This window comes from Brenneria sp. L3-3C-1 (genome assembly GCF_016456245.1).
GTDB lineage: Bacteria > Pseudomonadota > Gammaproteobacteria > Enterobacterales > Enterobacteriaceae > Brenneria.
The window spans coordinates 151,135-174,698 of record NZ_JAEMHF010000006.1 but is presented as its reverse complement, the minus strand read 5'-3'; the positions used below and the strand labels follow the sequence as shown (position 1 = coordinate 174,698).

Annotated in this window: 20 protein-coding genes and 1 pseudogene; 2 read left to right on the top strand and 19 right to left on the bottom strand. The window is 55.0% G+C overall.

Features of this window, described 5'->3' with window-relative positions; all coding sequences use genetic code 11:
• Positions 1–46 precede the first annotated feature (46 nt).
• The 3 genes from mutT to secM form a co-directional block, all read right to left on the bottom strand.
• Positions 47–442, bottom strand: coding sequence for an 8-oxo-dGTP diphosphatase MutT (gene mutT / locus JG725_RS13545; RefSeq protein WP_172290710.1), 396 nt, complete (start codon positions 440–442; stop codon positions 47–49).
• A gap of 71 nt (positions 443–513) precedes the next feature.
• A complete protein-coding gene (gene secA, locus JG725_RS13540; protein WP_199378439.1) occupies positions 514–3,216 on the bottom strand; it encodes a preprotein translocase subunit SecA in 2,703 nt (900 codons plus the stop codon).
• Positions 3,217–3,313: 97 nt separating this feature from the next.
• A complete protein-coding gene (secM, locus tag JG725_RS13535; RefSeq protein ID WP_172290712.1) occupies positions 3,314–3,826 on the bottom strand; it encodes a secA translation cis-regulator SecM in 513 nt (170 codons plus the stop codon).
• Between the two features lie 28 nt (positions 3,827–3,854).
• Here secM and JG725_RS13530 point away from each other — a divergent pair, with 28 nt between their 5' ends.
• The gene (locus JG725_RS13530; protein ID WP_172290713.1) at positions 3,855–4,382 is read left to right on the top strand and encodes a DUF721 domain-containing protein; all 528 of its coding nucleotides are present in this window, start codon (positions 3,855–3,857) and stop codon (positions 4,380–4,382) included.
• Positions 4,383–4,394: 12 nt separating this feature from the next.
• Here JG725_RS13530 and lpxC read toward each other — a convergent pair whose 3' ends face one another.
• The 16 genes and pseudogenes from lpxC to mraZ all read right to left on the bottom strand — a co-directional run bounded on the left by lpxC (position 4,395) and on the right by mraZ (position 22,225).
• Positions 4,395–5,312, bottom strand: coding sequence for a UDP-3-O-acyl-N-acetylglucosamine deacetylase (gene lpxC / locus JG725_RS13525; protein ID WP_172290855.1), 918 nt, complete (start codon positions 5,310–5,312; stop codon positions 4,395–4,397).
• A gap of 102 nt (positions 5,313–5,414) precedes the next feature.
• Positions 5,415–6,566, bottom strand: a complete 1,152-nt coding sequence (gene ftsZ / locus JG725_RS13520; RefSeq protein WP_172290714.1) for a cell division protein FtsZ — start codon at positions 6,564–6,566, stop codon at positions 5,415–5,417.
• 68 nt (positions 6,567–6,634) lie between these two features.
• Positions 6,635–7,891, bottom strand: a complete 1,257-nt coding sequence (gene ftsA / locus JG725_RS13515) for a cell division protein FtsA (RefSeq protein WP_172290715.1) — start codon at positions 7,889–7,891, stop codon at positions 6,635–6,637.
• On the bottom strand, positions 7,888–8,748 hold the full coding sequence (gene ftsQ, locus JG725_RS13510; RefSeq protein ID WP_172290716.1) for a cell division protein FtsQ: 861 nt from the start codon (positions 8,746–8,748) through the stop codon (positions 7,888–7,890). The genes ftsA and ftsQ overlap by 4 nt, the downstream gene beginning before the upstream one ends.
• A gap of 1 nt (position 8,749) precedes the next feature.
• A complete protein-coding gene (locus JG725_RS13505) occupies positions 8,750–9,670 on the bottom strand; it encodes a D-alanine--D-alanine ligase (protein WP_199378437.1) in 921 nt (306 codons plus the stop codon).
• Positions 9,663–11,095: pseudogene (gene murC / locus JG725_RS13500) on the bottom strand (UDP-N-acetylmuramate--L-alanine ligase). The gene JG725_RS13505 and the pseudogene murC overlap by 8 nt, the downstream one beginning before the upstream one ends.
• 105 nt (positions 11,096–11,200) lie before the next feature.
• Positions 11,201–12,292: an undecaprenyldiphospho-muramoylpentapeptide beta-N-acetylglucosaminyltransferase gene (gene murG, locus JG725_RS13495; protein WP_172290719.1), complete on the bottom strand. Its 1,092-nt coding sequence runs from the start codon at positions 12,290–12,292 to the stop codon at positions 11,201–11,203.
• A complete protein-coding gene (ftsW, locus tag JG725_RS13490) occupies positions 12,289–13,491 on the bottom strand; it encodes a cell division protein FtsW (protein ID WP_172290720.1) in 1,203 nt (400 codons plus the stop codon). Before ftsW ends, murG begins: the two co-directional genes overlap by 4 nt.
• The gene (gene murD, locus JG725_RS13485) at positions 13,491–14,807 is read right to left on the bottom strand and encodes a UDP-N-acetylmuramoyl-L-alanine--D-glutamate ligase (RefSeq protein ID WP_172290721.1); all 1,317 of its coding nucleotides are present in this window, start codon (positions 14,805–14,807) and stop codon (positions 13,491–13,493) included. Before murD ends, ftsW begins: the two co-directional genes overlap by 1 nt.
• A gap of 3 nt (positions 14,808–14,810) precedes the next feature.
• The gene (gene mraY / locus JG725_RS13480) at positions 14,811–15,893 is read right to left on the bottom strand and encodes a phospho-N-acetylmuramoyl-pentapeptide-transferase (RefSeq protein ID WP_172290722.1); all 1,083 of its coding nucleotides are present in this window, start codon (positions 15,891–15,893) and stop codon (positions 14,811–14,813) included.
• Positions 15,887–17,248: a UDP-N-acetylmuramoyl-tripeptide--D-alanyl-D-alanine ligase gene (gene murF, locus JG725_RS13475; protein WP_199378433.1), complete on the bottom strand. Its 1,362-nt coding sequence runs from the start codon at positions 17,246–17,248 to the stop codon at positions 15,887–15,889. Before murF ends, mraY begins: the two co-directional genes overlap by 7 nt.
• Positions 17,245–18,732 carry a UDP-N-acetylmuramoyl-L-alanyl-D-glutamate--2,6-diaminopimelate ligase gene (gene murE / locus JG725_RS13470; RefSeq protein ID WP_199378431.1) on the bottom strand — a complete coding sequence of 496 codons (1,488 nt, stop codon included), beginning with the start codon at positions 18,730–18,732 and terminating at the stop codon, positions 17,245–17,247. Before murE ends, murF begins: the two co-directional genes overlap by 4 nt.
• Positions 18,719–20,482 (bottom strand): peptidoglycan glycosyltransferase FtsI, encoded by a 1,764-nt coding sequence (locus JG725_RS13465; protein WP_172290725.1) that lies wholly within the window; start codon positions 20,480–20,482, stop codon positions 18,719–18,721. The genes murE and JG725_RS13465 overlap by 14 nt, the downstream gene beginning before the upstream one ends.
• A 23-nt stretch (positions 20,483–20,505) precedes the next feature.
• Entirely contained in the window at positions 20,506–20,826 is a 321-nt protein-coding gene (gene ftsL, locus JG725_RS13460) for a cell division protein FtsL (protein ID WP_172290726.1), read from the bottom strand.
• On the bottom strand, positions 20,823–21,764 hold the full coding sequence (rsmH, locus tag JG725_RS13455) for a 16S rRNA (cytosine(1402)-N(4))-methyltransferase RsmH (RefSeq protein ID WP_172290727.1): 942 nt from the start codon (positions 21,762–21,764) through the stop codon (positions 20,823–20,825). The genes ftsL and rsmH overlap by 4 nt, the downstream gene beginning before the upstream one ends.
• 2 nt (positions 21,765–21,766) lie before the next feature.
• Positions 21,767–22,225, bottom strand: coding sequence for a division/cell wall cluster transcriptional repressor MraZ (gene mraZ / locus JG725_RS13450; protein ID WP_136166100.1), 459 nt, complete (start codon positions 22,223–22,225; stop codon positions 21,767–21,769).
• Positions 22,226–23,116: 891 nt separating this feature from the next.
• Between mraZ and JG725_RS13445 the strand changes: the two genes are divergently transcribed.
• Positions 23,117–23,560 (top strand): L-alanine exporter AlaE, encoded by a 444-nt coding sequence (locus tag JG725_RS13445; RefSeq protein WP_172290728.1) that lies wholly within the window; start codon positions 23,117–23,119, stop codon positions 23,558–23,560.
• Positions 23,561–23,564: the final 4 nt, after the last annotated feature.

Below are 23,564 nucleotides of genomic sequence, written 5' to 3'. Positions count from 1 at the left end.
CGGTATTTCAGGCGACTGATGTCAAAGGCGATGGTTTAAAAAACCGTTAATGGGATTTCAACCAGCGGATCATCTCCGCATTCGCTGGTGGAAATTCATCCTCCTGCAACTCCTCCGCACGCAGCCAGCGGGAATCCTGTCCTTCACGGCCGTATGGCTCGCCCTGCCAGTGCTCCACCAGAAAAAAATGCAGCGTGATTGTTCGCTCCGGCGTAGAGAAGGTTTTTGTAGTCAGCGGCTGAGGGTTTTCCGCCTCAATCCCCGTTTCTTCACGCAACTCACGAATCAGCGCCTGCGCCGGCGTTTCTCCCGCCTCAACTTTCCCGCCGGGGAACTCCCACATCCCCGCCATATGAACGCCTGCGGGCCGGAGAGCAATAAAAAACCGCTGTTCGGCATTGCGAATAATCCCTACCGCAACGGATAACTGTTTTTGCACCATGATACGTCCTATCAAGTAAAAGGCGGTCGGTGACCGACCGCCTTAACAGTATGACTCAATTCAACAGTCGGTTACTTCTGTATACGACCGTGGCATTGCTTATACTTTTTCCCGGAACCGCAAGGACAGGGATCGTTGCGACCGATTTTACGATCCGCATGAACCGGCATGCCGCTGTTCTGGCTCGCTTCTTCCTGATGACTGAGCTGCTGCTGACGCGCCAGACGTTCGGCCTCTTCACGACGCTGTTGCTCCAGCGCCTCGATCTCTTCCGGCATACGAACCTGTACTTTGCTCAGCGTACTGATCACTTCATATTTCAGTGATTCCAGCATGGCCGCAAACATGGCGAAAGATTCACGCTTATATTCCTGCTTAGGATCCTTCTGAGCGTAGCCACGCAGATGAATCCCCTGGCGCAGGTAGTCCATAGCCGCCAGATGTTCTTTCCACAGCGAATCCAGCGTCTGCAACATCACGCCTTTTTCGAAGTTGCGCATCACTTCAACGCCCACAACCTCTTCTTTACGCTGATAAACTTCAATCGCCTGTTGGAAAATGCGCTCGCGCAACGTTTCTTCGTGCAGTTCCGGCTCTTTATCCAACCACTCTTTAATCGGCATTTCCAGATCGAAGTCGTTTTTCAGCCGCTGTTCCAGACCGTCGACATCCCACATTTCTTCCAGCGATTGCGGCGGAATATAGTTATCGATGGTCACTTTAAACACATCTTCACGAATACTGGTGATGGTTTCGCTGATATCGGAAACATCCAGCAGTTCGTTACGCTGAGAATAAATCGCCCGACGCTGATCGTTGGCGACATCATCATATTCAAGCAGTTGCTTACGAATATCAAAGTTGCGGCTTTCAACTTTACGCTGCGCGTTGGCAATCGCTTTCGTCACCCACGGGTGCTCAATCGCTTCACCCGGTTTCATACCCAGTTTACGCATCATGTTGGACACGCGATCGGAGGCGAAGATACGCATCAGCGCATCTTCCATCGACAGGTAGAAACGGGAAGAACCGGGATCCCCCTGACGACCGGAACGGCCGCGTAACTGGTTATCGATACGGCGCGACTCATGACGCTCAGTACCGATAATATGCAAGCCGCCGGCTGCCAGCACTGCGTCATGACGTACCTGCCAGGCCGCTTTAATCTCGGCTATCTGCGCTTCATCCGGGTTTTCCAACTTGGCGATTTCCGTCTGCCAGCTTCCGCCCAGCACGATATCCGTACCACGACCGGCCATGTTGGTGGCGATGGTCACCGAACCGCTTTGGCCCGCCTGCGCGATGATATCCGCTTCCATCGCATGGAACTTGGCGTTCAACACATTGTGCTTAATGCCTGCTTTATCCAGCGCCTGGGAGACAACCTCCGACTTCTCAATGGAAATCGTCCCCACCAGTACCGGCTGGCCTTTTACGGAACGCTCTTTGATATCTTCAATAATCGCATCAATCTTTTCGTGCTCGGTCATGTAGACCAGATCGGGCAGATCTTTACGGATCATCGGACGGTTAGTCGGCACAACGATGGTGTCCAACTTATAAATCGAGCTGAATTCAAACGCTTCCGTATCCGCCGTACCGGTCATCCCGGCCAGTTTTTCATACAGGCGGAAATAGTTCTGGAAAGTGATAGACGCTAATGTCTGGTTCTCATTCTGAATAGCGACATTCTCTTTCGCTTCCACCGCCTGATGTAAACCATCCGACCAGCGACGTCCTTGCATGGTACGCCCGGTGTGCTCATCCACAATGATGACTTCACCGTCTTTCACAATATAATCCACATCGCGGGTAAACAGCACATGGGCGCGCAATGCCGCCGTTACGTGGTGCATCAGCATGATATTGGCCGGGGAGTACAGCGACTCGCCCTCCTCCATGATGCCTTCTCTCACCAGCAGCTCTTCGACCAACACCAGACCACGCTCGGTCAGGTTGACCTGACGGGCTTTCTCATCCACCGAGAAGTGACCTTCGCCGTGGAAGGTGTCCGAATCCTCTTTCTCCTGACGAATCAGGTGCGGAATAATTTTGTTAACCCGGATATAAAGTTCCGAACTGTCTTCCGCTGGCCCGGAAATAATCAACGGGGTACGGGCTTCATCGATCAGGATGGAGTCAACCTCATCCACCAGCGCGTAATACAGTTTACGCTGTACCCGCTCTTCCGGGCTGAAGGCCATGTTGTCACGCAGATAGTCGAAACCGTATTCGTTGTTGGTGCCGTAAGTAATATCCGCGGCATAGGCTTCACGCTTGGCCGGCGCCGGCATGCCCGGCAGGTTGATACCCACGCTTAATCCCAGAAATTCAAACAGCGGACGGTTATTTTCCGCGTCACGCTGCGCCAGATAGTCGTTCACCGTCACCACATGAACGCCGCGGCCGGTCAGCGCATTGAGATAGGCCGGCAGCGTCGCCGTCAGGGTTTTACCTTCACCGGTACGCATCTCGGCGATACAGCGCTCGTTCAATACCATCCCGCCGATCAACTGGACGTCAAAATGGCGCATACCGAACACGCGTTTACTGGATTCGCGCACCACGGCGAAAGCTTCCGGCAGCAGACTTTCCAAAGATGCGCCTTTTTCCAGACGCGCCCGGAACTCAAGCGTTTTGCCTTTTAACTCGTCGTCTGAAAGCTTTTCCATATCCGCTTCCAGACGATTAATCACCTCAACGTTCTTACGCATACGGCGCAATGTACGATCGTTACGGCTACCAAAAATTTTAGTTAATATATTCAAGGCCATAATAATTTTAATCTCACAAATGCCGCTCATCCAGCGGCTGCACAACATCAAAAAAACTGGGGACGCATCCTACAGCTGTTTGGCGATAATTCTTTTTTCAGCTTGGGAAATGCGGGCCGGCGCGAATACCGCGAACCTGGGCCAGCCAGATCCCCGTCTGATGATGTGTTGGGGGAAAAGAAGAGACTCGCCCTGTTTGGCGAATGATGGTTGGCAGCTTTGCTTCACGCGTTAATAACGCACTCAGCGTATCCAGCAACACCAGAGAATGTGAAGGTAAATCGTCAACCTGCCGCGCAGTTATCGGCTGCGGCGCCGTGAGCGCAAAAGAGAGGTGACGAATGACGGTGCGAATGGCATGCTGATGCCAGTAATCCACGCCAAAAGACGAGCGACGATGCGCGTCTTTCAACGCCACTAAATCGGTAAGGCTGAGTGATGTGCTGTTCTGACGGCTGACGCTGGAAGCGGAATTAGCTAGCGGAGTCAGCTCCTGTGACTCATTCAGACTGGTCGGCAAGCCAAGACTCGCCGCGACCATCCCCAATAAGAGATGCGGCCAGAAATAACGTCTGCCAAATTGTCGCCAACGATTTAGAATACCGATCACTAGTTTAACGTCCGTCGGAGCCTGATATATGCGTGATAGCCGCCCACAATCACTGGAATCCCTGTTTGATAGCGCGTCAGGCGCGGGCACTGGCCCACTGCGTGACGTGCAGCAACGCGCTATCGCTTTATTAAAACTCAACCGGGCCGTACGCGGAATTCTTCCGGCACAGTTGCACCCCTGGTGCCGTGTCGCCAACTATCGACAAGGGCTGCTGGTGCTGGAAACCGCCAACGCTAACTGGTTGATGCGGTTACGTTATGAACAGCCGGCGCTGCTCTCTGCATTACGCGCCCAAATATTACCATCATTGGCCTCAATCGACATCAGGATTAATCCGGCGCTCGCCGCAAAAGGGCATGAAATGATGAAAAAAGGCGCTATCGACACACCGGACAAGGCAGAGACACAGCCATTTCGGCAGTTAAGCGAACAAAGCGCGGAAGCATTGAGAAGTCTGGCGAGTCACAGCCCGGAGAAATTACGTAAGATATTAGAACGACTGGCCTCACTGGCCGGAGAGAGTACCAGTAAAACCAGTCGTAATAAAAAATGACTACATCAAGCGTTAAGCCAATACCGTCGACGGCGCTTTAAATGCCAATGGCACTTCGGCTTCGTCTTCAAAGGTAACGAATTCCCACGCTTCCTGCTTAGCCAGCACAGCCTGCAACAGTTTATTATTCAAGGCATGGCCGGACTTAAAGGCAGTAAAGGCGCCGATGATGTTGTGACCGCACATAAACAGATCGCCAATGGCATCCAGCATTTTATGGCGCACAAACTCATCTTCAAAACGCAGTCCGTCTTCATTCAGCACGCGGTAATCATCTACGACTATCGCGCAATCGAAACTGCCGCCCAGGCACAACCCACGAGACTGCAAGTATTCGATATCACGCATAAAACCGAAAGTACGCGCGCGGCTAATCTGGCGCACGAACGCATCGGCGGAGAAATCCAGACGATAGCGCTGGGAGCCGGCATCAATAGCCGGGTGGTTGAAATCGATAGTGAAGTCCAGACTAAAACCGTTGAACGGCGTCAGCTCGGCCCATTTGTCGCCATCTTCAACCCGCACAGGCTGTTTGATACGCACGAATTTCTTGGCGCTGTTCAGTTCTTCGATACCCGCATCCAACAGCAGGTAAACAAAAGGACTGGCGCTGCCATCCATAATTGGAATTTCCGGTGCGTCAACTTCAATGACGATATTGTCAATACCCAACCCTGCAAGCGCAGCGTTAAGGTGTTCCACCGTGGAAATACGCACGTCATGCTCATTAACCAGGCAAGTACAGAGCATGGTATCACGCACGGATTTTGCATCAGCCGGAAAATCAACCGGTGGATTCAAGTCAGTGCGACGATAGATGACCCCGGTATTTGCCGGTGCAGGACGCATGGTCAGGGTGACTTTCTTGCCGGTATGCAAACCGACCCCTGTCGCCTGAACAATACGTTTTAATGTACGTTGTTTGATCATCATTTTATCTCGCATGTTACTGAACCTACCGACCTAGCATACACCAGGCTCGGCGGGACAGTTTAGCACAAAGAGCGGAGATTCCAACGTTCTATGGCAGTATTAATCTGCCTGCTTGCGCAGAAACGCCGGGATATCCAGGTAGTCAGGCTCTTTATTGGTCTGCGGATTCTGGTCATTGACCACTTTAGCCGCCGGCTTTTCTTGCGTCAGCGGCGTCATGCCATGCTGCTGATAGCGATGATCCATCACTGGCTGACTGGCCTGCTTATTGGTCACCAGGGTAATTTCCGGACGCTTGTCCATACCGATGCCGGTGGCAACCACGGTAACCCGCAGTTCGTCATTCATTTCCGGATCAAGCGACGTGCCGATAACCACGGTCGCATTGTCAGAAGCAAACGCACGGATAGTGTTACCCACCGTTTCGAACTCATCCAAACGCAGATCGAAGCCGGCGGTGATGTTAACCAACACGCCGCGCGCGCCAGACAGGTCGATATCTTCCAGCAGCGGGCTGGAGATCGCCATTTCCGCCGCTTCTTCCGCACGATCTTCGCCGCGCGCCACACCCGAGCCCATCATGGCATAACCCATTTCAGACATCACAGTGCGAACGTCCGCAAAGTCGACGTTCATCAGACCGGGACGGGTGATCAGTTCGGCGATACCCTGAACCGCGCCTTTCAATACGTCATTGGCGGCGCCGAACGCATCCAGCAGGGAAATACCGCGCCCCAAGACTTTCAGCAATTTATCGTTCGGGATAGTAATCAGCGAGTCGACATGTTTAGACAGCTCGGCGATCCCCTGCTCGGCGAAAGCCATGCGCTTTTTGCCTTCAAAATTAAAAGGCTTGGTGACGACGGCAACCGTCAGAATGCCCAAATCCTTGGCGACTTCGGCAACCACGGGGGCTGCGCCCGTTCCGGTGCCGCCGCCCATACCGGCGGCGATAAACACCATGTCGGCGCCTTCAAGCGCCGTACGCAGCGCTTCACGGTCTTCTTCCGCTGAATTGCGACCCACTTCCGGGTTGGCGCCTGCGCCCAACCCTTTGGTGATGCCGCTGCCGATCTGAATCGTTTGGCCCACCGCCGTCTTACGCAATGCCTGAGCATCGGTATTCACCGCGAAGAATTCAACGCCTTCGATGCGCTCACGCACCATATGTTCGACAGCGTTGCCGCCGCCGCCGCCGACGCCGATGACTTTAATCACCGCGTCGTTGGTTAATTCCATTGGTTCAAACATAGTTTCTCTCCGTTTTGTGCCTGTAACTGCGAGATCATAAACTGTGCTAAGCGATCTCTTTGATAAAATTAAAATTCTTTCCTCAGCCAACTATTGATTCTTTTGAACCAGTTGCTCACCGAGGCGCGTTTTTCGACTTCATGCTCACCACCAAGGTGAGACTCTTTGCCGTAATGCAGTAACCCGACCGCCGTGGAGTAGTAGGGTTCCTGCGCATAATCCGTCAGACCTGTAATATTTAATGGCTGGCCGATACGCACCTGCGTGTGGAACACACGCTGGGCGCAGGCCGCCAGGCCGTCTATTTGCGCAGCACCACCGGTAAGCACAATACCCGCCGCCAGATGGTGTTTAACGCCTTGTTGACGTAACTGCTCCTGCAACTGTAAAAGTTCGTCATTCACCAAATTCAATAGTTCGGTGTAACGCGGTTCAATCACTTCCGCCAGCGTCTGCCGTTGCAGACTGCGCGGCGGACGTCCCCCTACGCTGGGGACCTCGACATTTTCATCTTTACTGACGATCGCGCCCAAGGCGCAACCGTGGCGAACCTTGATCGCTTCGGCGTCTGTCGGCGGCGTGCCGAATGCGTAGGCGATATCGCTGGTCACCACGTTACCCGCATAAGGGATAACCTTGGTGTGCCGCAGGGCGCCGCCGGTATACACCGCGATGTCCATCGTGCCGCCGCCGATATCCACCACGCAAACGCCCAGTTCGCGCTCATCTTCCGTCAACACGGCATAGCTGGACGCCAAACCGGCGAAAATCAGCTGATCCACCTTCAGGCCGCAACGCTCCACCGCTTTGACGATATTCTTCGCCATATCGTTATGGCAGGTGATCAGATGAACCTTAGCCTGCATACGCACGCCGGATAATCCGACCGGATTCTTAATCCCTTCCTGGTAATCGATGGCATATTCCTGTGGGATCACATGGAGTATGCGATGTTCATCGCGTACGCGTACCGACTTGGCGGTATGCACCACGCTTTCAACATCTTCCTGCATGACTTCTTCTTCTGAAATCGGCACCATGCCGATTTCATTCTGGCAGCTGATATGTTTGCCCGACAGCGCCAGATATACAGACGATATCTGGCAATCCGCCATCAGTTCGGCCTGGTCAATCGCCCGCTGCACACATTTGACGACCGACTCAAGATCGTTTACGCCGCCTTTATCCATACCGCGCGACGGGCAACTGCCCACGCCAATAATGTTGACCATGCCATCGGGCAGAATCTCCCCTACCAGCGCAGCCACTTTTGCTGTACCGATTTCCAGCCCAACTACCAGTTTTCTGTCCGTCGACTTGATCATTGTTGTTTAGCCTGTGCCTGATTACTGTTCTGTTGCCGATCAATGTCTTGCCGCTGATCAACGCTTGGCTGATCAATAAATGCCGGTCCCCAACCTACCGCTGCGCCCGTGTCATAACGCAAGTCTACATAGCTGATGCGTTTGTTCTCGCTCTGCGCCTGACGTTGCAACAGCGGATAAAGCTCGATAAAACGCGCCAGACGCCGCGCCCGTTCATCCCGCCCAAGTTCGAGCCGAATATCATCTTCCAACCCCAGTTGCCATGAATGACGCGCACTCATCGCCACCGTTTTTAAGCTGAATTTACCTGCCGCCAGTACCTGGTTCATCGTCCGATACCCCTCGAGCACGTCGGTTTCACTTCCCTCCGGCCCGTACAATAACGGCATTTTACGATTACCCACGCGTTCAGCCGGTACGCTAAACGCGTTGCCTTCGGCATCAACCATCAGCAGGTCATTCCAACGCGCTACCGGAATATATTCAACCAGATGAATCTTTAATTCATCCGGCCACTGCTTGCGCACGCTGGCCTGTTTGATCCACGGCAGACGTTCAATCTGCTGTTGGATCACATTCACATCCTGCGTCATAAACGTTCCCGGCGACCCCAGCGCCAGAATCGCCTGACGAATATCGTCGTGAGTCGTGTACTGCCGCTCGCCGGTCACCACCATTCTGGACAACGGCAGGCGGCTGGCATCCTTCATCCATCCGACGACCATCCAGCTCCCCCAGACGATCGTCCCTACCACCATCAGCAGGAAAATCATCCCCGCCAGCCGGCCTCCGTTACTGCGACGCGAACCTCTCGTTTCCGGCTCTCGTTCGCGGGTATTGAGCGCTGCCTGCGACATATCAGTCAGCCAGTTCCAACACTCTGGCCACCAGTTGCGAGAAGCTCAGACCATGTTGCCGCGCCGCCATCGGAACCAGGCTGTGGCTGGTCATTCCCGGCGAAGTGTTGACCTCAAGCAGATAGAACGCGCCATCACCGTCCATCATCAAATCCACACGGCCCCAGCCGCTGCAATCCAACGCGCGATAAGCCGCAATCGACAGCGCCGCCAGTTCCTGCTCTTTTTCAGCCGACAGACCGCTTGGGCAGAAATACTGCGTTTCATCCGACAGGTATTTCGCTTCGTAATCATAAAAGGTGCCGGCAGCCTGAATACGAATCGACGGCAGCACCTCATCGCCCAGAATGCCGACGGTGTACTCCGGGCCGCTCAGATACTTTTCCACCAGCACATCGTCGTCATGGCGGAACGCCTCTTTCAGCGCAGCCGGCAACTCTGCGGCCTGATCCACTTTACTCATTCCCACGCTGGAACCTTCACGGCTGGGCTTCACAATCAGCGGCATGCCTAAATGCGCCAGCTTCTCCGTCAGTTCTTCCTGACTGGCTGCGGCAAACTGCCGGCGGTTCAGCGCCACATAAGGGGAGACCGGCAGATTTAATGCCTGCCACACCAGCTTGGTGCGTAATTTATCCATCGTCAGCGAGGAGGCCATCACCCCGCTGCCGGTATAAGGTAGTTGTAAAAACTCCAGAACACCCTGTAATGTGCCATCTTCACCGCCACGGCCGTGCAAAGCGATAAAGACTTTGGTAAACCCCTCATCCTTTAAGTGCGTCACCGGAAACTCACGCGTGTCGACGGCATGAGCATTGATTCCCGCTTCTCTTAAACCTTCCAGCACCGCCTGGCCTGAAAGTAACGACACTTCACGTTCGGCAGAGGTGCCACCAAGCAATACAGCAACTTTCTCAGTCATGATGTTCCTCATTCACAAATCTGTGGCTTGCAGTCTGGCATCAGCCAGCTTACGCGCCAGTTTGCCGATATTACCGGCGCCCTGAACCAAAATCAGATCGCCGCCGCGTAGCGCCTGTGACAGCAGTTCCGGCAAGGTATCCACATCGGTTACCAAAATCGGATCAATCTTACCGCGACCGCGGATCGTGCGGCACAACGAACGGCTGTCGGCCCCGGGGATCGGCGACTCGCCCGCGGCGTAGACGTCCAGCATCAGTAAAACGTCGACCTGCGACAATACATGAGCGAAGTCATCATAGAGGTCGCGGGTACGCGTATAGCGATGCGGCTGAAAAACCATCACCAGCCGTTTGTCAGGCCAGCCGGCGCGCGCCGCTTTAATGGTCGCGTCAACTTCCGTCGGATGGTGACCGTAATCATCCACCAGCATGGCGCTGCCGTGTTGTCCGTTAACCAACTCCAGCGGGTATTCACCCAGAAAATCAAACCGTCTGCCGGTGCCTTCAAATTGCTCCAACGCCCGCAGAATCGACGCATCGTCAATCCCCTCGTCCGTCGCCACGGCAACGGCGGCGGCGGCGTTCAGCGCATTGTGACGGCCGGGCGCGTTCAAGGTGACATTCAGCATCGGCTTGTCCTGACGCTCCAGCGTAAAGTGCCCTTGAGCGCCAACCTGCCGGTAGCTGGCGATGCGCACATCGGCATCGTCGCTAAAACCATACGTCGTGATATGACGCCCGACCCGGGGCAACAGCTCACGAATCACCTCATCATCCACACACATCACGGCACGGCCGTAAAACGGCAAATTATGTAAAAAGTTGATAAATGTTTGCTTCAGGTTTTCAAAATCGCCCTGATACGTATCCATATGGTCGGCTTCGATGTTCGTCACGATGGCGACCATCGGCTGCAAGTGCAGGAACGAGGCATCGCTTTCGTCCGCTTCAGCGATCAGATAACGGCTCGATCCCAAACGAGCGTGCGTTCCCGCCGCTTTCACCAAGCCACCGTTCACGAACGTGGGATCCAGTCCCGCTTCGGCATAAATGCTGGTGACCATCGCCGTCGTGGTGGTTTTACCGTGTGTTCCGGCGATCGCAATGCCGTGGCGAAAACGCATTAACTCCGCCAGCATCTCTGCCCGGCGAATCACCGGAATACGCGCTTCATGAGCCGCGACAATCTCCGGGTTATCGGCCGCGATAGCGGTGGAAACCACCACCACGCTGGCGTCCAGCACATTTTCCGCCCGATGATGGAAATAAATCTGCGCCCCCAACTCGGTCAACTGTTGGGTTACCGCATTCGGCGCCAGATCGGAACCGCTGATTTCATAACCTTCATTAGCCAACACTTCGGCGATACCGCCCATGCCGGCACCGCCGATGCCGACAAAATGGATGTGCCGGACGCGATGCATCTCGGGCACGAATGAACGCAGTTTCGCCAGTTGTTGAGTATTCACTTTTTTCTATCGCTACCTTGTTTAATCCCCGGCCGATGTTATCGCCGGCAATACCGTAAATTAACCATGAACCACGCGAGTAGTCCGACTGCCCGCCGCGGCGCTGACTTCCGCCGCAACACGGGCGGTCGCATCAGGAATCGCCACCCGACGGGCCTGCTGGGCCATTTTCATCAACGTTTGGCGATCCCAGCCCGCCAGCGTATCGCTCACCGACGCCACGCTAAACTGGGGCTGCTCAATAATCTTCGCCGCGCCCGCTTTTTCCAGCGGCAGCGCATTCCAGTACTGTTGCCGGTCTTTATGCTGAAAAGGCACAAACAGCGCGGGCAACCCTGCCGCCGCCACTTCACTGACCGTCAGCGCGCCTGAACGACACACCACCACGTCGGCCCAGGCATAGGCGGCGGCCATGTCATCAATAAATTCCACGATCTTATGCTGCGGCTGCCCGACCTGCCGATAGGCCTGCCGCACATCGGACAGCGCGCCCTTACCCACCTGATGCCAAAGGGTGATGCTGTCGCCTAAGCGGGCCGCCACACCCGGCAGCGTCTGATTAAGCACTCTCGCCCCTTGACTGCCGCCAATCACCAGCACCCGCACCGGGCCGGCGCGGTCGGCCAGACGAACCTCCGGCGCAGGCAAGGCCAGGACATCCGTTCGAACCGGATTACCGACCACCTCGGCATCAGGGAATGCGCCGGGAAAAGCCTGTAGCACCTTTTTGGCAATATGCGCTAACCAACGGTTGGTCAGCCCCGCAATGCCATTTTGCTCATGCAACACCACCGGAACGCCGCACAGCCAGGCGGCTAACCCGCCGGGGCCGGAAACATAGCCGCCCATGCCGAGAACCACATCGGGCCGATAGCGCCGCATAATGGCCTGAGCCTGGCGAACCGCCTTAAAAATACGCCAGGGCGCGCTCAATAGAGCCAGAACCCCTTTGCCACGCAGCCCGGAGATACGGATAAAATCAATCTCGATGCCGTGCTGCGGCACCAAATCCGCCTCCATGCGATCCGCCGTGCCCAACCAGCGCACCTGCCAGCCCTGCGCCATCAGATGATGCGCAACGGCAAGACCGGGGAACACATGTCCGCCCGTTCCGCCGGCCATCACCATCAAACGCTTGCTTTCGCCACTCATCGGGCACTCCTCGTAAACGCCTGCGCTTTCGTCAGACGCGTTTCAAAATCAATGCGTAACAGTAAAACGATGGCTGTCGACATAATGATCAAGCTGGAGCCGCCGTAACTGATCAGGGGCAACGTCAGACCTTTGGTCGGCAACATCCCCGCGGCGGCGCCGACGTTGACCAGCGTCTGGAAACTAAACCAGACGCCGATAGAGCAGGCCAGAAAACCGGAAAAACGCTGATTAATCTCCAACGCCCGACGCCCGATGGACATCGCGCGAAAAGCGACGAAGAATATCATTAACAGCGCCAAAACCACACCGATATAGCCGAGCTCTTCGCCTAAAATGGAGAAAATGAAGTCGGTGTGCGCTTCCGGCAGATATTCCAGCTTCTGCACCGAATTTCCCAGACCTTGCCCCCACAATTCGCCGCGTCCGAACGCCATCAGAGATTGGGTTAGCTGATAGCCGCTGCCGAACGGATCTTCCCACGGATTCCAGAAGGAAGTAACGCGCCGCATACGATAGGGTTCAGCAACAATCAGCAGACAGACGGCAAAAATACCGCAGCCGATAATCGCCAGAAACTGCCACAGCTTCGCCCCGGCCAAAAACAGCATCGCCAGCGTGGTGATAAACAGCACCACCACCGTTCCCAGGTCCGGCTGAGCCAGCAGCAGCACGGCCAGCACCACCATCACGCCCATCGGTTTACAGAAGCCCCAGAAATTGTTACGCACTTCTTCTACCTTACGAACCATATAGCTGGAGAGATAACAGAACAGCGCCAGCTTGGATAACTCCGCGGGCTGAATGCGCAACGGCCCCAGCGAAATCCAGCGGGATGCGCCATTTACCGAACTCCCGACCGCCAGCACCACCAGCAGCAAGACCATCGACGCCAGCAGCAGCACCGGGCTGTAACGCTGCCAAATCTCCATGGGAATGCGCAGCGTCACCATCGACAGCAAGAACGCCAGCCCCAAATATAGCGCATCGCGTTTGGCAAACAGGAAAGGATCGCTTGCCAAGCGTTGACCAATCGGCATCGAGGCGGACGTCACCATCACAAAACCAATCACGGCCAGCCCGAACGTCAACCACACCAGGGTACGGTCATACAGAACAACGCTCAGCGTATCGCTTTCCCGCGTCCCCATGACCCAGCTTTTTAGCCGTTCGATAAATGCCAGCCCGAAGAACCGCATCAGCCCAGTTCCTCCGCCAGACGGGCGAACTCATCGCCCCGTTGTTCAAAACTGCGGAACTGATCGAGACTGGCGCAGGCCGGCGACAGCAACACCATGTCGCCGGGCGCGACGCGTCGTGCTATCAGCCGCATGGCTTGCTCCATTGTCTCTGTCTGTTCCGCTATCTCCGGACGCAAAGCCGCCAACAGCGCGCCATCACGGCCAAAACAGTACAGACGGATATTGTCGCCCTGCAAATAAGGCAGCAGCGGCGAAAAATCAGCCGACTTGCCGTCTCCCCCTAGTAACAGATGCAAGATACCGTCCAGGTTGAGACCGCTTAACGCCGCTTGCGTACTGCCGACGTTGGTGGCCTTGGAATCATTAATCCACCGCACGCCGTTACGCTCCCAAACCAATTGGAAACGATGCGCCAGTCCGGTAAATGCGGTGAGCGCGGTCAACGCGGATGAACGCGGAATATCGACGGCATCAGCCAGCGCCAGCGCCGCCAGCGCATTCGTGTAGTTGTGCTGCCCCACCAATTTCATCTCACGGATGTTCAGCACCCGCTCGCCTTTAACCCGTAGCCAGGTTTCACCCTGCTGGCGGTTCAGGTGGTAATCGCCGACGTCGACGCCGAAACTCACGCAGCGCTCGTCCGCGCCGCGTACCGGCATCGTCAGCGCATCGTCGGCATTAACCACGCACACGTCGGCATGTTCATAAATACGCAACTTGGCGGCACGATACTGTTGTAAACCAAAGGGATAGCGGTTGGTATGGTCTTCGGTCACATTCAGAATGGTCGCCGCCGCCGCATGTAAACTGCGGGTTGTCTCCAGTTGAAAGCTCGACAGTTCCAGCACATAAAGCTGGCACTCATGCTGGAGCAACTGCAACGCCGGCAGGCCGATATTGCCCCCTACGCCCACCGACCACCCGGCGGCTCGCGCCATCTCGCCAACCAGCATGGTTACCGTGCTTTTACCATTAGAACCGGTAATCGCCACGATGGGCGCGTGCGCTTCTCGGCAGAACAGTTCGATATCGCCGACTATCTCAATGCCCGCCTCCGCGGCATCGCAAAGGATAGGCGTAGCCAGCGCAATGCCGGGGCTGGCAACAATCAGATCGGCGTCCATCAGCCAGGCTTCGTTGAGATCGCCAAGATGGCGTTCTACGTTTTCCGGCAATTTATCCAGGCCAGGCGGACTGACGCGGGTATCCACCACGCGCGGCGCCACGCCGCGCGCGAGAAAGAAATCAACACAGGAGAGCCCGGTCAGCCCCAACCCGATAATGACCACCTTTTTACCCTGATAGTCCACCATGTTTTACCGTACCTTCAGCGTTGCCAGGCCAATCAGCACCAGCATCAGCGAAATAATCCAGAAACGCACAATCACCCGCGGCTCCGGCCACCCTTTAAGCTCGTAATGATGATGAATCGGCGCCATGCGGAAAATGCGCTGACCCCGTAACTTAAACGACCCTACTTGTAAAATGACCGACAGCGTCTCCACCACGAACACGCCGCCCATAATCACCAGCAAAAATTCCTGACGCAGCAACACCGCGATAGTACCCAGCGCGCCGCCTAACGCCAGCGAACCCACATCGCCCATAAACACCTGGGCCGGGTAAGTGTTGAACCACAAAAAGCCCAGTCCCGCGCCCACGATAGCCGTACATACAATCACCAGTTCACTGGCATGACGGATATAAGGAATGTGTAAATAACCGGCAAAATTCATATTCCCCGTGGCCCAGGCGACCAGCGCAAACCCGGCGGCGACGAAGACGGTCGGCATGATCGCCAGGCCGTCCAGGCCATCGGTCAGGTTTACCGCATTGCTGGTGCCGACAATCACAAAATAGGCCAGCGCGATATAGAGCAGCCCCAACTGGGGCATAATGTCCTTAAAGAACGGCACCACCAGTTGCGTGGCCGGCGTATCTTTACCAATCGCGTACATGACAAAGGCGACCACCAGCGCAATCACCGACTGCCAGAAATATTTCCAGCGCGCGATCAGCCCTTTGGTGTCTTTACGCACGACTTTGCGGTAGTCATCAATAAAGCCGACCACGCCATATCCCATCAGCACAAACAGCACGCACCAGACATACGGGTTAGACAGATTGACCCACATCAGTACCGAAATAATGATCGACGCCAGGATCATCACGCCGCCCATGGTCGGCGTACCCCGTTTACTGAAATGCGATTCCGGCCCTTCGTTACGAACCACCTGCCCGATCTGCAATCGTTGCAGCCAGGCAATCAAATGCGGCCCCATCCATAAGGAGATCACCAATGCGGTCAGCAGGCTGACAATGGCGCGGAACGTCAAATAGGAAAAGACGTTAAAGCCGGAATAAAGTTTGACCAGATGTTCGGCCAGCCACACTAACATGTTGCATTCTCCTGTAATGCGTGTACTACCTGCTCCATCGCAGTGCTGCGCGACCCTTTAACGAGCACGCTTATTCTCTTGTGTTCCGATAGCAGCGCCTTCAAGCGTAAAACCAACGCCGCTTTATCCTGAAAATGTTCGCCGTTGCCGCTGGCCCCACCGATCAATTCGCTTAACGTTCCCACGCTTAATACTTTGTCGATGCCCGCCACCCGTGCGGCTTCGCCGACCTGACGATGACACTCCCGCGCTTCATCGCCCAGTTCGCCCATGTCTCCGACCACCATCACGCGGTATCCCGGCATATCGGCCAGCACCTGCGCCGCCGCCGTCATTGAACCCACATTGGCGTTGTAGCTATCGTCCAGCAGTAATTTGCCTGGCGCCAAAACCATCGGGAATAGCCGTCCCGGCACGGCCTGAAGCTGCGCCAAACCGCTTTTCACCGCATCTAACGTCGCGCCGACGGACATGGCGAGCGCCGCGGCGGCCAGCGCGTTCGACACGTTATGGCACCCGGGCAATGGCAACTCCACCGCTATCTGACCGAACGGCGTATGCAGGATGAATTGCGTACCCAGATCCAGCACCTTGATATCACTGGCAAAAAAATCGACATCACCGGCGCCCTGCGGTGAAAATCGCCACACCGTTTTATGATTCAACGTCGCCTGCCAGTGTGGAAAGTCATGACTGTCGGCATTGATAATCGCCACACCGTCGGCAGGCAACCCGGCAAAAATCTCCCCTTTTGCCTGCGCGACCCCGGCCAGAGAACCAAACCCTTCCAGATGCGCGGCAGCCAGGTTATTGACCAATGCGCTCTCGGGACGCGCCAGATCCGTGGTGTAGGCAATCTCGCCGATATGGTTGGCGCCCAGCTCAATCACCGCAAACTGGTGTTCCGGCGTCAGACGCAATAAGGTCAGCGGCACGCCGATGTCATTGTTAAAGTTGCCGGAGGTATAGAGCACCTCGCCGCATTGCCGCAAAATGGCCGCCGTCATTTCCTTGACCGATGTTTTGCCGGAAGATCCGGTTAACGCCACGACTCGCGCCGGTGACTGTTCTCTTACCCACGCCCCCAGCTTCCCTAGCGCCAGACGCGTATCTTGCACCAGCAGTTGCGGCACGTTAACATGTAAGCGCTTACTTACCAGCAGCGCCGCAGCGCCGTTTGTTACCGCATTTGATGCATAGTCGTGCGCATCGAACTTTTCGCCTTTCAAGGCGACAAACAGACAGCCGGCGGCAAGCTTGCGCGTATCGGTCGACACCGCGTCGATATCAATGCTGTCGCCAATCAATTGAGCGCTCAGCACGGAAGCCAGTTGCCGTAGGGAAACGCGAATCATACGATCACCCCCAACAGGCGGGCGACGGTAATACGGTCCGAATAATCCAGACGCCGATTGCCGACCAATTGATAATCTTCGTGGCCTTTACCCGCGATCAGCACCACGTCATTTTCTTTTGCCTGCATGATGGCGCTGGTGACGGCTTCGGCGCGGCCGTGAATGACCTGAACGCGGCCGGCATCCAACAGTCCGGTCAGGATATCCGCGATGATCGCCTGTGGTTCTTCGCTACGGGGGTTATCGTCAGTCACCACCACCCGATCGGCCAGCTGTTCCGCAATGCCTCCCATAAGCGGGCGCTTGCCTTTATCCCGGTCGCCGCCGCAGCCAAACACACACCACAATTGCCCCTGACAGTGTAATCGCGCCGCCGCCAGGGCTTTTTCCAACGCATCCGGGGTATGAGCGTAGTCCACCACCACCGTCGGCCAGCCTGCGGCGTGAAAAACCTCCATTCTGCCGCACACCGGCTGCAACTGTGAACCTGAAGTAATCAATTGACTCAAGGGATAACCGAGGGAAAGTAGCGTAGCCAGCGCCAACAACATATTGCTAACGTTAAACGCGCCCATCAGGCGGCTTTCAATCTCGCCCTTGCCCCAGCTTGAGTCGAAACGGACGGTGGCGCCGCTATCGTGGTAATCGACCTGGGTGGCTTTCAGCCAGCGACCGCGACAGCCGGGGATAAGATTATTTTCCATGGTTACGGCGACGGCGTCCGGCAGTTTATCCAGCCAGCGGCGGCCGACTTCGTCGTCGGCATTAATGATCGTCTGACCCACGCGGTGCTCGGCGAACAGAGACCATTTGGCGGCCTCATAGCGTTCCATATCGCCATGATAATCCAGATGATCGCGGCTCAGATTGGTGAATACCGCCGCGGCGAACGGCAATGCCGCAACCCGGTTTTGCACCAGCCCGTGGGAAGAGACCTCCATCGCCGCAAACGTGGCCCCCTGATCAACCAGTTGCCTTAGCACCTGCTGTACATCTATTGCCGAGCCCGTGGTATTCTCTGTCGGCGCGACACGCCCCAGCAAACCATTTCCTACCGTTCCCATTACCGCGCTGGTTTCGCCCAACGCCTGGCTCCACTGCGCCAGTAACTGCGTGGTCGTTGTTTTACCGTTGGTGCCGGTCACGCCGACCAGTTGTACTTTCTCTGCCGGCTGTTGATAAAAACGCCCCGCCAACGCGGAAAGACGATGATTCAGATTACTCAGGTAAACCACCGGCACACCGTGCATTTCGCGCACGGCGCCATCGGTCGCCTCGCCCTCGGCTTCGGCAATAATCGCCGCCACACCTTGCGCAATGGCCTGCGGAATATAGCGCCGTCCATCCGTTTTGTGGCCGACAACGGCGACAAACAGATCCCCGGCAGCCGCGACGCGGCTGTCTAATGTCATTTCCCGCAGCGCACACGCCGGGGCATCCTGCACCCACGGCGCTAATAACTCGCGCAAATTACGATCTGCCACCTGAAGCCTCTTTTCTGTTAATTACAAACTCGTTTTTGTCGCCGGTGGGCAATGCATCTGGCTCTACGTTCATCGTGCGCAACACCCCGCCCATAATGGCGCCAAATATCGGCGCTGAAACCGCACCGCCGTAATATTTCCCGGCTTGCGGATCGTTGATGACCACGACCAGAGCAAACCGCGGGTTACTGGCGGGCGCAACGCCCGCCGTGTAGGCAATGTATTTATTAATGTATTTGCCGTCCGGACCGACTTTTTTCGCCGTCCCGGTTTTAATCGCAATCCGGTAGCCTTTGATCGCCGCTTTGGTGCCGCCGCCGCCGGGCAGCGCAACGCTTTCCATCATATGAACCACGGTGCGCACCAGCGCCTCGGGGAACACGCGTTCGCCGGCGACAGGCGGATCAACCCGGGTGATCGACAACGGGCGATAAATCCCAAAGCTGCCGATGGTGGCGTAGACTCGCGCTAACTGTAACGGTGTTACCATCAGCCCGTAGCCAAAAGAAAAGGTGGCCCTCTCTATGTCAGACCACCGTTGTTTTTGAGGGTATATGCCACTGCTTTCTCCGACCAACCCCAAATTGGTCGCTTTTCCCAATCCCATACGCGAGTAAGTCTCTACCAACGCAGAGGACGGCATCGCTAACGCCAGTTTGGAAACGCCGACGTTACTCGATTTCTGGAGGATCCCGGTCAGGGTCAATTCGTTGTAACGCGCCACGTCTTTAATTTCGTGACCGTTAACGTAATAAGGCAGCGTGTTAAGGACGCTGTTTTCTTTTATCACGTTGCGTTGCAGCGCCGTCATGACCACCATCGGTTTCACGGTAGAGCCGGGTTCGAAAATATCGGTGATGGCGCGGTTGCGCATAATATCTTTGGGCGTGCCGGCCAGATTGTTGGGGTTATAAGACGGGCTATTGGCCATCGCCAGCACTTCCCCGGTATTCACATCAACCAGCACCGCCGTACCGGATTCTGCTTTGTTAAACGCCACCGCGTTGCTCAGTTCGCGATAAACCAGCGCCTGTAAACGTTCATCAATGCTCAGCATCAGATTGTGGGCGGCTTGACTGTCAACGGAGGAGATGTCTTCGATCACCCGGCCAAATCGATCTTTACGCACGGTTCGTTCACCCGGCTGTCCGGTCAACCAGCGGTCAAAGCTTTTTTCGACGCCTTCAATGCCCTGCCCGTCGATATTGGTGAAGCCCATCAAATGGGCCGTGACCTGACCAGAGGGGTAGTAACGGCGCGATTCCTGCCGCAGATTAATGCCGGGCAGCTTCAGCTTATGGATATATTCGCCAATCGCCGGGTTCACCTGACGCGCCAGATAGACAAAACGGCCTTTGGGATTGGCGTTAATCTTCGCCGCCATCTGATCGAGAGGGATTTCCAACGCGTCGGAGAGCGCTTTCCAGCGCGTATCAAGCGTGATGCCGCCATGCTCATTCAATTCTTTCGGATCGGCCCAGACCGCGTTGACCGGTACGCTGACCGCCAGCGGACGCCCGGCCCGATCGCTAATCATGCCGCGAGCGGTCGGCACCTCCTGCACGCGCAGAGAACGCATATCGCCTTCACGCACCAGCTTGTCGGGGTTAATCACCTGAAGATAAGCGGTACGCACCATCAGGCCGACCATCGCCAGCAGAATACAGCTACAGAGCAACGCAAAACGCCAGCTAACAAAGCTGGCTTGGTCTTCCTGGCGTTTTAATCTTCCTGTACGAGCTGCTTTCATGCTTAATTGGATGCCTGTTTAGTTCATTGCTTGACCACAATATTTTCCTGTGACGGATCAACATGCCCCATTTGCAGTTTTTCCGTCGCGATCCGCTCAACGCGACTATGATCCCCTAACGAGTTTTCTTCCAGAATCAGGTTACGCCATTCAATATCCAGCGCATCACGCTCCAGCAGCAGCTGTTCGCGTTCCGCGGTCAACAAGCGCGTTTTATGCGCCGTCGTTACGACGAACACCGCGGAAACCAGGGCGGCGATCATCAGCAGTATCGGGATCTTGGCATTACGCAGCAGATCCTCGCCGATAACACCGACCAGACCGTGACGCTCGTTGCCTATCATGCCGGCAATCTCTCGGCAAACCGCAAGACCGAACTACGGGCGCGCGGGTTTTCCGCCACTTCTTGCGCCGAGGGCATCATTTTTCCTACCGACTTAAGCGTTTGTCCGCCCTGACTGCGCAATTGTGCTTCCGTCAGCGGCATACCGGGCGGCACCTGCGGGCCACGGCTCTGATGGCGGATAAAACGCTTCACGATTCTGTCTTCCAGCGAATGAAAGCTAATGACCGACAAACGGCCATACGGCGCCAACACGCTCAGCGCCCCGTTCAACGCCTGTTCGATCTCTTCCAACTCACTGTTGATATAAATTCGGATAGCTTGAAAACTGCGCGTCGCCGGATGTTTATGCTTTTCACGAATCGGGCTGGCGGCCGCAATCAGCTCCGCCAACTCTTTGGTCCGTGTCATCGGTTCCGTGCGGTTGCGTTCCACAATGGCGCGGGCAATCCGCTTCGCAAAGCGCTCCTCGCCAAAGGTCTTCAAGACCCAGGCAATATCCTCCGCTTCCGCTTTCATTAACCATTCGGCGGCGGACAGTCCACGGGTCGGATCCATACGCATGTCCAACGGGCCGTCGCGCATAAATGAAAATCCGCGCTCGGGATCGTCAAGCTGCGGCGAAGAAACCCCCAGATCCAGCAACACGCCGTCAATGCGGCCGGTAAGCTCGCGTTCCGCCATGTAGTCGGACAGCGCGGAGAACGGACCGTGAATAATTGAAAACCGGGGATCGTCTATCGCTTTAGCCGCTTCGATAGCTTGAGGATCGCGATCGATCGCCAGTAAACGCCCTTCCGGTCCCAATTGGGAAAGAATAAGGCGAGAGTGGCCGCCACGGCCAAAAGTGCCGTCTATATAGGTTCCGTTGTTGCGGATGTTCAGACCGTTAACGGCTTCATCCAACAACACGCTTGTGTGTTTATAATTTTCCGGCATGACTATAGTGATAAGTCCTGCAACCGCTCAGACAACGGTTCCTGAGTCGATTGTTCAGCGTCGATATCTTCCTTGACCTGTTGATACCAAGTCTGTTCATCCCACAGTTCGAACTTGTTGAACTGCCCGACCAGCATCACTTCTTTTGTAAGGCCTGCGTGTTGCCGCAACGTACCGGCAATTAATAAACGTCCCGCGTTATCCATCTGACATTCACTGGCATGCCCCAATAACAAACGCTGAACGCGACGTTCGGCGGGGTTCATACTCGACAGACGAGAAAGTTTCTGTTCGATGATTTCCCACTCAGGCAAGGGATAAAGCAGCAGGCATGGCTGGTGAAGGTCAATGGTGCAAACCATTTGACCTTGCGATTCCTCGTTCAGCGTTTCCCGATAACGGGTAGGTACGGCAAGCCGCCCCTTGCTGTCGAGATTAACCAGCGTAGCCCCACGAAACATGCCTGAGTTACCCCTCCATAACCTTTTTCACCACTTTATCCCACAAATTCCCACATTGAAGAGTGTACGGAGGGTATGAAAACCTTGTCAAGCCAGAGCGGACGTGCTTTGGAATTATTTCTGTATGAATTTGGGTCGGCCTGAAGGAAAAAAGAATAAGGATGGATAATTAATAAAGATTAAGGTCATGAAAATTTGAGAGAAATTCACGGGCGGAATAACATTTCCCCGAGATATAGCTATAAATTTTCGTTGGTGAATTATTTTTATTGTCACAGACTGATACTAAATATAAATGTTTCCGGAATAATCTTAGCTGGCCGCAAGCCTTGCATGGCAAGGCTTTCACCGTTCGGCGCAATTATACTGCTGTTGTTAACACTTGTTCAATGTCACAGTTTTACCAACAACATCATCGTTTCTCTATTAATCGCCCGGTTTACCTTAATTTACGTTTTCTTCCTCGCCAGGTTCGTTACTAAAAAAAGAAAAACCCCGGTTTGCCTGGAACAAACTAATTAGCGTCTTTGGCCTTCGGCTGACGACGATGTAAAAGACCCCGGTATTATTCCGTCATTTATCATTACGGCATTACTCCCCTCTTTATATGCATGTTTTCATTGCCCGCCGGGCCGCCTGCACCTAAAAAACCAACTCATTGTTTATAAACATATTTATTCCCCACCTCGCGATAAATGAGCGAATCAATGCATTGGCAAAAATAAAGTAGCGAGAAGGATGAAAAAACTGCGAAAAATAAATATTTTTAGCTACTTATTAATCAATAAAGCAGTGATGTAAACTACGTGAAATTTCAAAAGCAAAATAAAAAACCATCATTAAGATTTTTCTCTGATTTTTATTCGCCAACAAAAAACGGAGTCATTGGGTATGCATTTTTCCCCAACATCACGGTTACGCAGCGCAACGGCGGATACGTTCGCCTTGGTTATTTACTGCTTCATTACCGGTATGGTGATTGAGATCGGGCTTTCAGGCATGAGTTTTGAGCAGTCTTTCTCTTCGCGTCTGCTGTCTATTCCGGTCAACATCGTCATTGCCTGGCCCTATGGTATTTATCGTGATCGCGTACTCAGCTTCGCCAAACGCCATGGCCCAAGACACTTTTTAGCACGCAACCTTGCCGATCTGTTGGCATACGTCAGTTTTCAGTCTCCGGTTTATGCCGCCATTCTTTGGACTATCGGGGCTGATTCAGCGCAAATACTGACCGCCGTTACCAGCAATGCGGCGATCTCAATGGCGATGGGTGTGCTATATGGGTATTTTCTGGAATATTGCCGCCGGTTATTCCGGGTCGCCATCTCCGGGTAACGGC

What these genes read in the sequence shown, in the direction of transcription:
- JG725_RS13445 (WP_172290728.1), top strand. Translation starts at nt 23,117, where the DNA reads ATGCATTTTTCCCCAACATCACGGTTACGCAGCGCAACGGCGGATACG.
- JG725_RS13465 (WP_172290725.1), bottom strand. Translation starts at nt 20,482, where the DNA reads ATGAAAGCAGCTCGTACAGGAAGATTAAAACGCCAGGAAGACCAAGCC.
- murF (WP_199378433.1), bottom strand. Translation starts at nt 17,248, where the DNA reads ATGATTCGCGTTTCCCTACGGCAACTGGCTTCCGTGCTGAGCGCTCAA.
- mraZ (WP_136166100.1), bottom strand. Translation starts at nt 22,225, where the DNA reads ATGTTTCGTGGGGCTACGCTGGTTAATCTCGACAGCAAGGGGCGGCTT.
- ftsW (WP_172290720.1), bottom strand. Translation starts at nt 13,491, where the DNA reads ATGCGGTTCTTCGGGCTGGCATTTATCGAACGGCTAAAAAGCTGGGTC.
- murD (WP_172290721.1), bottom strand. Translation starts at nt 14,807, where the DNA reads ATGGTGGACTATCAGGGTAAAAAGGTGGTCATTATCGGGTTGGGGCTG.
- mutT (WP_172290710.1), bottom strand. Translation starts at nt 442, where the DNA reads ATGGTGCAAAAACAGTTATCCGTTGCGGTAGGGATTATTCGCAATGCC.
- ftsA (WP_172290715.1), bottom strand. Translation starts at nt 7,891, where the DNA reads ATGATCAAGTCGACGGACAGAAAACTGGTAGTTGGGCTGGAAATCGGT.
- JG725_RS13530 (WP_172290713.1), top strand. Translation starts at nt 3,855, where the DNA reads ATGCGTGATAGCCGCCCACAATCACTGGAATCCCTGTTTGATAGCGCG.
- JG725_RS13505 (WP_199378437.1), bottom strand. Translation starts at nt 9,670, where the DNA reads ATGACTGAGAAAGTTGCTGTATTGCTTGGTGGCACCTCTGCCGAACGT.
- murG (WP_172290719.1), bottom strand. Translation starts at nt 12,292, where the DNA reads ATGAGTGGCGAAAGCAAGCGTTTGATGGTGATGGCCGGCGGAACGGGC.
- rsmH (WP_172290727.1), bottom strand. Translation starts at nt 21,764, where the DNA reads ATGCCGGAAAATTATAAACACACAAGCGTGTTGTTGGATGAAGCCGTT.
- ftsQ (WP_172290716.1), bottom strand. Translation starts at nt 8,748, where the DNA reads ATGTCGCAGGCAGCGCTCAATACCCGCGAACGAGAGCCGGAAACGAGA.
- lpxC (WP_172290855.1), bottom strand. Translation starts at nt 5,312, where the DNA reads ATGATCAAACAACGTACATTAAAACGTATTGTTCAGGCGACAGGGGTC.
- mraY (WP_172290722.1), bottom strand. Translation starts at nt 15,893, where the DNA reads ATGTTAGTGTGGCTGGCCGAACATCTGGTCAAACTTTATTCCGGCTTT.
- secA (WP_199378439.1), bottom strand. Translation starts at nt 3,216, where the DNA reads ATGGCCTTGAATATATTAACTAAAATTTTTGGTAGCCGTAACGATCGT.
- ftsL (WP_172290726.1), bottom strand. Translation starts at nt 20,826, where the DNA reads ATGATAGGCAACGAGCGTCACGGTCTGGTCGGTGTTATCGGCGAGGAT.
- ftsZ (WP_172290714.1), bottom strand. Translation starts at nt 6,566, where the DNA reads ATGTTTGAACCAATGGAATTAACCAACGACGCGGTGATTAAAGTCATC.